We start from the raw sequence: 13058 nt of genomic DNA, 5'->3' as shown, positions 1-13058 counted from the left end.
TGAAGTTGACGCTCGGCAGCAGCAGCGCGCGCGCCTGCGGCAGCTTCTCCTGCGCGCCGATGTACTGCGCCTTCGCCCCCGCGTACACCGCGTCTTGCACTTGCGCTTCCCGGTAGATCGATATCAGATCGGCGGCGAAGGCCTGGCCCGCGAACAGCGCTGCGACCAGGAACGAAATGCGCTTCATCGATTTCTCCCTTTTTTCTCGATGCTGATGATTTTTGCGGGCGGTACGCCCTTTTTTTCCGCACGGACACCGGGCCCGAGCCCGTTGACGACCATGTCCAGATGCTGGTCCAGATACTTTCCCGGATCGACGCGCTTGCTATCGCAGAAATCGAACGAATGACGCCATAGCAGCAGAAAAACCAGGGGCGCGAGGATCACGCGCATCGCGTAGTTCGCATCCATCTGCCTGAACTCGCCGCTCTTCATGCCCCTTTCCAGGACGGTCTGCACCAGAAGATGTCCGCGGCTGATGACTTCATCGTAGTAGAACTTGCCGATCTCCGGAAAATTGCGGCACTCGGAAAACATCAGCTTCGGAATTCCACCGAGTTTCGTCGTGCCGACCGACGCCCACCAGCTGAAAACGATCTCGCGCAACAACTCGGCAGCAGACCCGCGATGTTCGTCCAGCAGTCGCTCGCCGCGCTCGATCAGTGGCACGATGCCGGATCGGATGACCGCCTTGAACAATTCCTCCTTGCTGGAGAAATAGAGGTACAGGGTGCCTTTGCTGACGCCCGCGCGGGCGGCCACCTCGTCCAGACGGGTCGCGGCAAAACCGCGCTCGACGAACAGATCGAGCGCCGCCGACATCAATTCGGCGGGACGCGCTTCCTTGCGCCGGGTCCAGCGGCGATCCTGTTTGGGCTGCGGATTCACGATTGAAAATGGAGTAAATGACTGAGCGGTCAGTAATATACACGCGCCAACTTCAGGGTCAACAGGTTTTCCCGCGATTTTTCCCGCCGGGCAGGATCCATGGTGCCAGCCGGAACAACCAGGTCCGGCCTATAATTGTTGCGTAGTCACCCTTAACCAGACATCACCACGATGAACTTGGTCCGGGCACCCGCCGTTGCCGGCGCCTTCTATCCCGGCACAGTCGAAGGCCTGCAATCGCAACTCTCGACCCTGCTTGCATCGGCCCGGGCTCCGGACGGGCGTCGCCCGAAAGCGCTGATCGCGCCACATGCCGGATACGTCTATTCCGGATCGATTGCCGCCAGCGCCTATGCGCATCTCGCGCCGCATCGCAACGACTACTCACGCGTCGTCCTGCTCGGCCCCGCTCATCGCGTACGCCTGCGCGGGCTGGCGCTGCCCGAAACCACTGCATTCGCGACGCCGCTCGGGGAAATTTCGGTGGACAGCGAGGCGGGGAAAGCCTTGCGCAGGCTGCCTCAGGTCTGTGTCAGCGATCAGGCGCATGCTCTGGAACATTCGCTCGAAGTGCATCTGCCCTTTCTGCAGCAGACGCTGGCCGGCTTCACGCTGGTGCCGCTCGCTGTCGGCGATGCGTCGGGACAGGAAATCGCCGAGGTATTGGACCTGCTCTGGGGTGGCAATGAGACGCTGATCGTGGTGAGCTCGGACCTGTCGCATTACCTGCCCTATTCGCAGGCCAGGCTTGTCGACGAGCAGACGGCGCGCATGATCCTCGATCTCGCGCCGCGGCTGAATCACGAACAGGCATGCGGAGCCACGCCAGTCAACGGTCTGTTGCACACGGCCGAACGGCGCGGCCTGCGGCCAGAATTGCTGGACCTGCGCAACTCCGGCGACACCGCGGGCGACAAGAACCGCGTTGTCGGCTACGCCTCCTTTGCCTTCTACGACGGCGCGGCTGAACAAGTCGACCAGCCGGCGAACGGGCTGAGCGAAACCGACGGAAACCTGCTGATCACAATCGCGCGATCGGCCATCGTCGATGGATTCGGGCTCCATTCTTCCGCGACCGAACCGGCAGCCTTCCTGCATCGGCCAGGCGCTTGCTTTGTCACTCTGAAGAAGGATGGCCGCCTGTGCGGCTGCATCGGCAGCCTTGTCGCGCAGCGCAGCCTGTTCGACGATGTGCAGGCGAATGCTCGTGCCGCTGCGTTCCAGGATCCACGCTTCAAACCGCTGCGCTTCGAGGAACTCAGTTCGGTCCGCATCGAGGTGTCGCTTGTGTCCGCGCTGCAGCCGATGCCCCTGCGCGATGAAGGCGATGCGCTGGCTCAGTTGCGCCAGGGAATCGACGGCATCGTTCTGGAATACGGCGACAATCGCGGGACCTTCCTGCCGCAGGTCTGGGAGAATCTGCCCGATCGGCGTTCCTTCCTGACGGAACTCAAGCGCAAGGCCGGAGTTGCACCGGATTTCTGGGACGACGGCGTGTGCCTCTCGCGTTATACCGTGGCCAAATGGGCGGAACCGGAAACGACGTGACCGCAGCCGAAGCGCTGTATCCCGGGCGCTGGTGGCATATGCTCGGGGACGGCAGGCTGCAGTGCGATCTGTGTCCGCGAGACTGCAGGCTGCATGAAGGCCAGCGCGGCGCATGCTTCGTGCGCCAGCGCATCGACGACCGCATGGTGCTGACCACGTACGGCCGATCGTCGGGGTTTTGCCTCGACCCGATCGAGAAAAAGCCGCTGAACCATTTTTTCCCCGGCTCGAGCGTGTTGTCCTTCGGCACCGCCGGCTGCAACCTGGCGTGCAAGTTCTGCCAGAACTGGGACATCTCCAAGTCGCGCGACATGGACCGGTTGATGGACCTCGCGGATCCCGACCGGATTGCCGCGGCTGCCGAGGCCGCCGGCAGCAAGAGCGTCGCGTTCACCTACAACGATCCGGTCATCTTTGCCGAGTACGCGATGGATGTCGCGGATGCGTGTCACGCTCGCGGGATACGCACGGTGGCCGTCACGGCGGGCTACATGCACGACGCGCCCAGGCGCGAGTTCTACGCGAAGATGGATGCGGCCAATGTCGACCTCAAGGGATTTACCGACGAGTTCTACGTCAAGCTCACCGGCTCAACCCTGCAACCGGTACTCGATACGCTCAAATACCTGCGTCACGAAACCGACGTCTGGTTCGAGGTCACCACGCTGCTGATTCCGACGAAAAACGATTCCGACGAGGAGTTGGTTCAGCTATCGAGGTGGATGTCGACGGAACTGGGCACGGACGTGCCCCTGCATTTCACGGCCTTTCATCCGGACTACAAACTCGACAACCTGCCACCCACGCCCGCATCCACGCTTACGCGTGCGCGAGAAATCGCCATTGGAGAGGGATTGAAATACGTCTACACCGGCAACGTGCACGACATCGAAGGCGGAACCACGTTTTGTTCCGGCTGCGGCACCGGTCTGATCGTGCGCGACTGGCATCGGATCCTGATCTACCGGGTTTCGGCAGAAGGGCGTTGCACCAGCTGCGGCAGGGCGATCGCGGGCCGCTTCGGCAAGTTCGAAAAACCCTTCGGTCCGCGGCGCATTCCGGTTTCCATCCGCGCCTGACGCAGCACTATCACGGCGGGATCGCGGCAAAAGTGTTTATTATTCCAGAGCAGCGACCTTGGACCCGGCACCGACCTGATCCGCACGGGCGTTGAGCGATTTCGCAGCGAATCGCTCCGCAGCCTGCACGGTATTCGCCAGCAGCATCGTGACGGTCATCGGGCCCACGCCACCCGGAACGGGCGTGATGTAGGACGCCTTTTCCTTCGCGCTATCGAAATCCACATCGCCCGCCAGCTTTCCGTCGGGCATGCGGTTGATGCCGACATCGACAACGACAACACCGGGTTTGATCATGTCTCCCGTGACCATCTTCGGCTTGCCGGTCGCAACCACCAGAATGTCGGCGATCGAAGTGTATTGCCTGAGGTCGCGTGTCTTCGATGTGCAGATCGACACCGTCGCGCTGCGCGCCAGCAGCATCAGCGCCATCGGCTTACCGACGATGTTGCTGCGGCCAATCACCACGGCGTTGCAACCTTCGATCGGAATGCGATAGTGATCGAGCAACGCCATCACGCCGTACGGCGTGCAAGGCGGGAATACCGTACCGCCGGCAACCAGCGCGCCGAGATTGTAGAGATGGAAGCCGTCGGCGTCTTTTTCCACCGAGATCGCTTCCAGTACCTTGGTATTGTCGATTTGCGGCGGCAGCGGCAGTTGCACCAGAATGCCGTGGATCTTCGGGCTGCGATTGAGTTCGGCGATCTTTGCCAGTACCGTTTGCTCGGACACATCCGCCGGAAACGGGTGGAGTTCGGAATGCAGCCCCATGACGCCGCAGGCCTTGACCTTGTAGCGCACGTAGACCTGCGAAGCCGGGTTGTCGCCGACCAGGATTACCGCCAGGCCTGGCGTTACACCCTGCTCCTTGAGAGCGTCGACACGTTCTTTCCACTGCGCGCGGATAGCCTTCGACACGGCGATGCCGTCCATGATGGTGACGCTCATGAGCGCCTCCGGTGACTGGTGCACCCTTGCGGGTATACCGGGCTTTCACCCATAACTGGTGATTGGTGATTGGTGAAGGCAATCTTCACCATCGACATCTTTTCCTGCTTTTTCTCAGTCCTCAGCATTCTTTTCAAGACCCCCCTTGAGGGGTGCTCAGTCCTCAGTCCTTCTTTGCTTTTTCGATCTGCGCCAGCGTCGAATAGAACACCGGCCCTCTGCCCATATCGGACTCGCGCTGGCTGGTCAGCGCGTTGATGTTGACCCCGCCGCGCATTTTCGAGCCTTGCAGTTGCTTTTGGGCACCGATCACGCCGGACAGCAGGCCGTCGACGATCAATGCATGGCCAAAGACCTCGCCGCGGTCGTTGAATAACCGGCAGTCGTCGCCATCCTGGATGCCGCGCGCCTTAGCGTCCCGCGTGCTGATCTCGAAGGTCGGACGCGCGAGCATTTCCTGCAGGCGCGGCACATGCTGAAAACTCGAGCCAATGAAGTAATGAGTCGCGGCGCTGATCACTTGCAGCGGAAATTTTTTCTTCGCCTCCAGGCTTTCGAATCCCTCCTGCTCCGGCAGATGCATCGGCAAGGGGTCCACGCCGAGTTTGGCCAGCGCCTCCGAGTAGATCTCGATCTTGCCCGACGGAGTCGGCCACTTGCCGCTGTTGATACCCCAGCGGCGCGGAGAATCGACGTTGGCCCTCGCCCAGCCGTTGCGTTTCAATCCGTCGTAGGTAATGCCCTCGAATAGCGGATTGACCTTGGGATCGATCAGTTCGCGGATCATGTTCTCGTCGGACTGCGAAAAGCAGGGATCGTCGTAACCCATCGCCTTTGCCAGCCGGCGGAACATTTCCTGGTTGTCGAGGCTCTCGCCCTGTTTCCCGATCGCCTGCTCGGACAGGGTGTAGTAGTAGTTCCCATAGGCCGGGAGCAGATCCATATGTTCGAGTGCCGTATCGGCCGGCAGCACGATGTCGGCGTAAGACGCGGAATCGCACCAGAAGGTGTCGTGCACCACCATAAACAAATCGTCGCGGGACATGCCCTTGCGAGCCGCGGTGGTGTCGGGAACGCAATTGGCCGGATCGGCGTTCCAGCAGAACAACGCCTTGATTGGCGGATCGAGAGCGGAATCGTTGAGCGCATTGCCGAGCTGGATCATGTTGATAGTACGCGGCGTGCGCCCTTCGAGCAGGTAAGTGCCCTGCAACTTGCGCATATCCACGCGCCGCATTTCTCCTCCGGTCGACATGCACACGCCGCCCTTGCCGCGCATCGCGCCGGTGATCGCCGGCAGCAGCTTGATGGCGCGGGTCATCATGCCGCCGTTGTCATGGCGCTGGATGCCCCAGTTCACCCGTATGAAGGACTGTTTTGTCCCGCCGTAGAGCAATGCCAGTTTTTCGACATCGGCCGCGGGAATGCCGGTGATCGCTTCGACGCGATCCAGCGTGTACTCCGGCAGGCGCTCGTCCAGCAGCTTTTTCCAGCCCAAGGTATGGCGTTCGAGAAAATCCACATCGTGCAGGCCGCGATCGACGATGACTTTCATCATCCCGAGCGCCAGCGCCGCGTCGGTACCGGGGCGCGGCTGAATATGCCAGTCCGCGAACGCAGTGGTCCGCGTCACACGCGGATCGATCGCGATGATCTTTGCGCCGTTGTCGCGCGCCGCATTCACGAACGGCATCGCATGCACCCCGGTGGACACCAGGTTCGTACCCCAGAGGATCACGACCTCCATATCCGGCAAGTCTTCGATGTTGGCGTCGCCCACGCGACCGAAAGTGTGCATTTCGGCTGCGGCCCCGGCTGCAGTGCAGATCGTGCGCTCGAGGCGCGCGGCGCCCATCTTGTTGAAGAAACGTTCGCCCATGCCGAAAAAACCAAGCATGCCGAGCGTGCCGGAATAGGAAAACGGCTGGACGGCCTCGGCGCCGTACTCCGAGATCACCGCCTTGAGTCTTACTGCGATTTCGTTGAGCGCTTCGTCCCAGCCGATACGCTGGAATTTCGCGCCGGCACCTTTCGGTCCGACGCGACGGTGCGGATAAAGCACGCGTTTGTCGTTGTAGACCAGGTCGAGATAATGATTGACCTTGTTGCAGAGATAGCCGCGTGTCACCGGGTGCGTCCGGTCGCCCTCCACCTTGATCGCGCGCCCGGAGGCTGTGTCCACGGTAACCCGCATGGAGCAACCGTCGGGACAGTCATGCGGACAGGCGACGTGCACTATCCGCAGTTTGCTGGAAACGCCCGGTTCGCCGATTACGCCCATCACCGCCTCGCCCGAAACACTATTCTGCGATATTGTAACGCCCCGGCCGTACTTGCCGCACGATTACAACAAATCCGCCATTCGAAGAGGTGTTCATGCAACACATCCGCGCGTTTTCCGCACTCCTGCTTGCCGCCGGCCTCATGTTCGCGGTCGATGTCGAAGCGAAGCTCGTCAAACTCGAAATCGCGAAACGCGAAGTCGTTGCGGACGGGATGTCGTTCGGCGACGCCGGACCCTATGAAAAACTGACCGGACGCGCATGGTTCGAAGTCGATACGACTCTCGAGAGAAACAAAACCGTATTCGATATCGACCGCGCACCTCTGAACGCAAAGGGCAGGGTCGAGTTCTCCGCTGACATGGCGATCCTCAAACCCGTGGATATGGCCCTGGGCGTGAAAACCCTGTTCTTCGAAGTCAACAACCGCGGACGCAAGATCTCCTTCGGCCGCATGCACGACACCGCCTCGGACGCCAACATGAACGATCCGGTTGCCTCGCGCGATTTCGGCAACGGCTTCCTGATGAAACGCGGCTACGTGCTGGCGTGGGTGGGCTGGGGTGCAGACATCGCACCCGGCGACAACCGTTTGACGGTGAATTTCCCGATTGCCCTGGAAAACGGCCGGCCGGTCACGGAACGCATCCTGACCGAGTTCTCCGACCGCAATTTCAACGGCGGCAAACCCTCATCGTTGCCCTTATCCGGCGGCCCGGCATTCAAGTCCTTTCCCGCTGTGTCCGCCGACAAGAAGCAGGCGCAAGCCGAGCTCTACATGTTGTCGAGCGACTCGCCGAAGCCGAGCGCGCCGGACATTCCCCGCGGCGAGGCCGTGCCCGACGACCAGTGGGCATTCGCCGATTGTCCCGATGGCTGGCCAGGCAATCCCAGCACGGGTCACATCTGTCTGAAGGACGGATTCCGCAACGATCGCAACTACCACCTGATCTATCGCGCGACGGATTCCCCGGTGATGGGCCTGGGTTACGTGACGACGCGGGACTTCGTTTCCTTTCTGAGGAACGACGAAAAGGATGCCGCGGGTAACGCCAATCCGGTGTTCGGCATCAAGACCACGCTCTGCCAGGGCATCTCCTCGTCCGGCATGTATCTGCGCGACTACCTTTATCAGGGATTCAACGTCGACGAGCAGGAGCGCCAGGTCTGCGAGGGCATGCATATCCACGTCGCCGGCGTGCAGAAACTGTATCTGAACTACCGGTTCGCACAACCCAATCCCTTCACGCAGCAGCACCGCGAACGTTACGTGCCCGATACCAATTTCCCGCGCCAGTACGCCGTGCGCGTCAATCCTTTCAACCGGCTGCCGGACGGCATTCTCAAGCGGCCGAAGACCGATCCGAAAATCATCCACACGGATACGTCGAACGAATACTGGCAGTTCCGGGCTTCGCTCACCGGCGCCAGCGAAGGCGGCACCATGGACTTCAACGAATCGTCGAAAGCGCGGCGCTATCTGCTGGCCAGCCAGCAGCACGGCGGCTTCAAGCCCGACGCGCCGAACCACGGCATCGCCGACAAGCAATGCGAACAATTGACCAACGCCACACATCCGGGCCCGTTGCTGCGGGCCCTGGTGGTCGCTCTCGATGATTGGGTAAAGAAGAATGTCACGCCACCCGAGACGCGCGTGCCCAAAATCGCCGATCGAACGCTCGTAGCGCCTGACGAACTCAAGCTGCCGAAGATTCCCGGGTTGACTTTCGAAGGCTTGCACAACGGATCCGGGGATCGCGACTTCGGCCCGCGTGTGAAGGGAAATTCGGGCGTCGTCGACCTGCTGATCCCGCAGATCAAGGCGACTCACAAGATTCTGGTGCCGCAAGTCGATGCGATCGGCAATGACATAGCGGGCATTCGCCATCCCTTTGTCGAAGTCCCGGTCGCAACGCTGCTGGGCTGGAACACACGCGCGAAGGAGTTCGGCGGTCCGGACCTGTGCGACCTGCTCGGTTCGACCATTCCGTTGCCGAAGACCCGCGCCGATGCGCAGACGAAAGGCGATCCGCGGCCTTCCCTGGAAGAACTTTACGGTTCCCATGAAGCTTATGTTGCGAAAGTCGCCGAGGCGGCGAAGAAACTGCAAGACGAACGCCTGATGCTGCCGGAAGACGTCGACATGATTGTCAGGGAAGCGGAAGCATCGGACATCCTGCGCTAGCGCGGATCGCCGGTGTCGACTTCGTCCTCCGGCGACTGAAGCCTGAACTTCCCCGTCGGGTACGCGGTCCGACCGCTTATGGCCAACGACCCCGTGCGGCGCGGCCGGCACGCAGTTGGTGGATAATCCGATCATGCTGCCGCACGCCCGCTCCCGCCCGTTGCGCCGGCTCCTGCTCTGGACTGCGTGGACCCTCGTCACGCTGGTTCTGATCCTGGTGCTAGGTTTCCTGTATGTCACGTTTGTCGGCATCACCGTCGATGCCTCGTTCCTGCGCGGAACCATTGCGCAGACCTTCAGCGACAACATCGGCCGTCCGGTACGCTTCGAGGGCCCGATGGAGATGGAGATTTCCGCCAGACCGAAGCTGCGCATCGGCGGGCTGCATATCGCCAACGCGCCGGGATTCGGCGACGACGATTTCGCCAGCCTCGGTGAAGCGCGTCTGGCGGTGGATCTCTGGCCGCTGCTGTTCAAGAGGAGGCTGCACATCGACGAGCTTGCAGGCAGCGATGTACACGCTCGTCTGCAGGTCAAGGCGGATGGCAGTAACAACTGGACATTCCATCGCCCGAAGTCCGCTGCAACCAAAGCGCCCGAGCCCGCTGGCACGTCATCGATCAGCGCGGACCAGGCGTTTGCGCTGCTCGATATCCAGCGGGTCACGCTGGAAAAACTCAACGTGAAGTATATCGGCGCCGACACCAAGAGCCACTACTTTTCCCTGCATGCCCTGACCGCGCAGTCTCCGGCCAATCAACCGTTCAAGCTGAGCCTGAACGGCGCGGTAGAGAAAGAGTTTCCCTACCTGTTGGACTTCACCGGCGGCAAATTATCGGACCTGGCGACCGACAAGCCCTGGCCGATCGCTTTCACGCTGACCTTCCTCAGTTCCACGCTCACGGTCAACGGCAGCGTCAGCGGCGCCAGCGGCGAAGTGACGTTCGGTCTCGGCACCGAAAACCTCCTGGAATTCGAACGCCTGCTGCAAACCAAGCTGCCGGACGTAGGCGCCAGCGGCATCGCCGGGACCGTGATCTTCGCCCCACATCGGGCGGCGATCACGCAACTGACCGGTGCCATGGGCAACACGACACTGGTCGGTGCCCTGAATTTCGACGATACCGGGTCCAAACCGAAGCTCAGCGGCTCCCTGGTCTTGCCGACGCTCGACCTGCGTCCTTTTCTGGGCGAGAAACCCGCGAAGGAAAATATCGAGCCGCCCCGCAGTCTCGCCGAGGTCTACCGCAGCCTGTCCGCCGCCACATTCGATCTCAGGCAACTGAACAGCGCAGACGCCGACATCACCCTGGGCGTCGGGCGATGGCTGAGCCTGCCGGGCGACGTAAAAGACGTCACGCTGCAGATCAAGCTGAAAGACGGGACGCTGCAGGCCCCGGTGAAAGCCTCGATCACGGGCGTCGCGCTATCGGGCAGTGCCGGCGCCGATGCCAATGCGAGTCCGCCAAAATTCAATCTGGCGCTCGGCACGCGCGATTCCGATCTGGGTGGACTGGCCGAACTGCTGCTCAGGGTACGAGGCGTCAAGGGACACCTCGGGCGATTTGATCTCAGGCTCTCGGCACAAGGCGATCAGGGCAAGGAGCTGGTGCAGAGCCTGGACGTCCGGCTCGAAGTCGATCGCGGGCGGTTCAGCTACGGAAATATCGAAGGGGGCCGCCCGGTGGAATTCGGCCTGGACAAACTGGCGGTCACCCTACCCGCGGGCAAGGCATTGAACGGCGAAATGCGCGGCGCACTGCTCGGTCATCCGTTCACTGCGCAATTGCATGCCGGGGCGCTCGAGGCGACCATGCTGCAGGGACGCACGCCGCTGGACTTCATTTTGCGCTCGGGTGACGTGCATGCGCGCGTTCACGGCACGCTCGAAGCGCCCGTGGCCGATCGCGGACCGGATATCGCTTTCGAATTCTCCGCCCCTCACGCCGGCCAACTGGCGAGCTGGTTCGGTTTCAAGCCCGGCGCCGAAGCGCCGGCCGCGCTGTCAGGCAAAGCGAGTCTTCGCGAAAACGAATGGCGATTGCAGGATCTGTTGTTCAAACTCGGCCGCACTACGCTCACCGCGGATCTGGCGCGCACGACCGCTGACCGCAAATCACTCGTAAAAATACGGCTAGGCGCCGAACAGATCGACGTCAGGGAACTGGAATCGCTGATCCCGAAATCGGAAAAGGAAAAAACGGATTCCGAGCGGCCTGTGGTGGACATTCCTCTGCTCCCGCAGGGCATCGACCTCACCGATGCAGACATCGTCGCCCGGATCAAGCGGTTCGCCGGCACGCCCGTCGAAGTGCGCGATGTGTCGTTCGACGGCCGAATCCGCGACGGGTACATGCATCCGTCCCCTTTCGCGGCCCATGTCGCCGACACCGGCTTCAATGGCGCGGTGCTGTTCGATCTGCGCGGCGCGGAGCCGATGGCCGGTTTGTGGCTGTTCGCGACCAACATCGACGTCGGCAAACTGTTGCGCACGCTTGGCGTGGTGCGAAATCTGGAGGCGACATTCAACGAGTTCGCCTTCAACCTCGTCGCCCGCTCGAGCCGGCTCGGCGACATGCTGTCGCGCTCTCAGTTGCTGGGATCGATCGGCGGCGGGCGCATCGTCCTGCGCGATCCGAATACTCACGGCGAAGCGCGCATCACCGTGGACAAGGGCGAGTTGCGCGCCGATCCGGGCATGCCGCTGCGATTGACGCTGAAAGGTGCACTCGACGACGTGCCGGTATCGATCGTGCTGGACACGGCTCGTGCCGACCAGTTGGCGGATCCCAGGCTGCCGCTGTCCTTCAAACTGAATGCGGAAGCCGCCGATTCCCGCGTCATGCTCTCCGGTAACATTGCGCGGCCCATCGGCAGCGAACTGGAACTCGCACTCGATGCGGGTGGCACCCGATTCGACAATCTCAACAAACTCACCCGCGCATCGCTGCCGCCGTGGGGACCATGGTCCGCCATCGGCAAGTTCCGCATGTCGCCGCGCGGCTACGAAGTCAACGATCTGCGACTGCAGGTCGGCGAAAGCCTGCTTAACGGGCAGGGTCGGCTCGACACCGAGGGCGGCCGGCCGCGCATCGGCATCGCACTCGCCGCCCCGATCATCCAGCTTGACGATTTCAAACTTGGCGACTGGTCGCCGTTCGAAAAGAAGCCAGACGACAAACCGACGACGCTTACCGCCGACGAGGTTCGCGACAAGGCCGCTGTGGCCAGCGACCAGGCACAGAAACTGTTGAGTCCTGAAATGCTGCGCCGACAGGATGCAAACCTGAAAATCGAAGTGAACCAGGTGCTGTCCGGCAAGGACAAGCTCGGCAGCGGAAAGCTGGAAGCCAGACTGGAGAACGGTCGCGCGGATATCGGCCCGATCGAACTCGACGTGCCGGGCGGTTCTGCGAAACTGCAACTGGGTTATGAACCGACCGAGCAGGACGTGAAAGTGGATTTGCACATCGACGTTCAGAAGTTCGATTACGGCGTGCTTGCCCGCAGGATCAAACCCGAGAGTGACCTGCGCGGCGCATTCAGCGTCACGATGGACGTCGACTCGCGCGCCCGCTACCTGTCGGAAATACTACGACACGGATCCGGGCGCATCGAATTCTCGGTATGGCCGCAGAGCATGCAGGCGGGCATTTTCGACCTGTGGGCGGTGAACGTGCTGGTCGCGCTCGTCCCCGCGGTGGATCCCGGCAAGGCATCGAAAGTGAACTGCGCGATCGGCCGCTTCGAACTAAGCGACGGCAAGCTGGTCGACCGGACCATCCTGATGGATACCAGCAGGATGCGCGTGACCGGAAGGGGCAAGGCGAATTTCACTGACGAGAATTTCGATCTGCGCATGCGCCCCCAGGCCAAGACCGCTCAGTTCCTGAGCCTGGCGACGCCGATTCAGGTCAGCGGGCCGTTCAACAATTTCAAGATCGGGGTATCGCCCGGCGACATCATCGGAACCGTCGGCAGGCTGGCGACTTCGATCTTCTGGGTGCCGCTGCAGAAAATCGCCGGCAAAAAAATACCGGCCGATGGCAGCGACGTCTGTTTCCCCGTCTTCGGCGATGCTCGCCCGCTGCGGCCCGCATCCCGGTGATCGATGCGCAATGATCC

At 61.8% G+C, this 13058-nt stretch carries 8 protein-coding genes; 4 read left to right on the top strand and 4 right to left on the bottom strand.

Annotated elements, in window-relative coordinates:
- Together HY067_06400 and HY067_06395 are read right to left on the bottom strand one after the other, a co-directional pair.
- Window positions 1-187, bottom strand: a 187-nt coding sequence (locus tag HY067_06400) for a channel protein TolC (protein MBI3527584.1), incomplete at its 3' end; no start/stop codon positions are given.
- Entirely contained in the window at window positions 184-822 is a 639-nt protein-coding gene (locus tag HY067_06395; GenBank protein MBI3527583.1) for a TetR/AcrR family transcriptional regulator, read from the bottom strand. The genes HY067_06395 and HY067_06400, both read right to left, overlap by 4 nt.
- A gap of 237 nt (window positions 823-1059) precedes the next feature.
- On the opposite strand from HY067_06395, the gene amrB reads away from it, so the two are divergent.
- Both amrB and amrS read left to right on the top strand, forming a co-directional pair.
- Entirely contained in the window at window positions 1060-2436 is a 1377-nt protein-coding gene (gene amrB, locus HY067_06390; protein ID MBI3527582.1) for an AmmeMemoRadiSam system protein B, read from the top strand.
- Window positions 2412-3515 (top strand): AmmeMemoRadiSam system radical SAM enzyme, encoded by a 1104-nt coding sequence (gene amrS / locus HY067_06385; protein MBI3527581.1) that lies wholly within the window; start codon window positions 2412-2414, stop codon window positions 3513-3515. Before amrB ends, amrS begins: the two co-directional genes overlap by 25 nt.
- Before the next feature lie 39 nt (window positions 3516-3554).
- Here the strand turns inward: amrS and folD are convergent, their stop codons facing one another.
- The gene (gene folD, locus HY067_06380) at window positions 3555-4466 is read right to left on the bottom strand and encodes a bifunctional methylenetetrahydrofolate dehydrogenase/methenyltetrahydrofolate cyclohydrolase FolD (GenBank protein MBI3527580.1); all 912 of its coding nucleotides are present in this window, start codon (window positions 4464-4466) and stop codon (window positions 3555-3557) included.
- A gap of 163 nt (window positions 4467-4629) precedes the next feature.
- Entirely contained in the window at window positions 4630-6747 is a 2118-nt protein-coding gene (locus HY067_06375) for a molybdopterin-dependent oxidoreductase (protein MBI3527579.1), read from the bottom strand.
- Between the two features lie 95 nt (window positions 6748-6842).
- Between HY067_06375 and HY067_06370 the strand changes: the two genes are divergently transcribed.
- Both HY067_06370 and HY067_06365 read left to right on the top strand, forming a co-directional pair.
- A complete protein-coding gene (locus HY067_06370) occupies window positions 6843-8933 on the top strand; it encodes a hypothetical protein (protein MBI3527578.1) in 2091 nt (696 codons plus the stop codon).
- 133 nt (window positions 8934-9066) lie between these two features.
- Window positions 9067-13041 (top strand): AsmA family protein, encoded by a 3975-nt coding sequence (locus HY067_06365; GenBank protein ID MBI3527577.1) that lies wholly within the window; start codon window positions 9067-9069, stop codon window positions 13039-13041.
- The last annotated feature ends 17 nt before the right edge of the window (window positions 13042-13058 follow it).

The organism is Betaproteobacteria bacterium (assembly GCA_016194905.1).
Lineage (GTDB): Bacteria > Pseudomonadota > Gammaproteobacteria > Burkholderiales > JACQAP01 > JACQAP01.
Note: the sequence above shows the minus strand (reverse complement) of the source record. Positions and strands in the feature narration are given on the sequence as shown.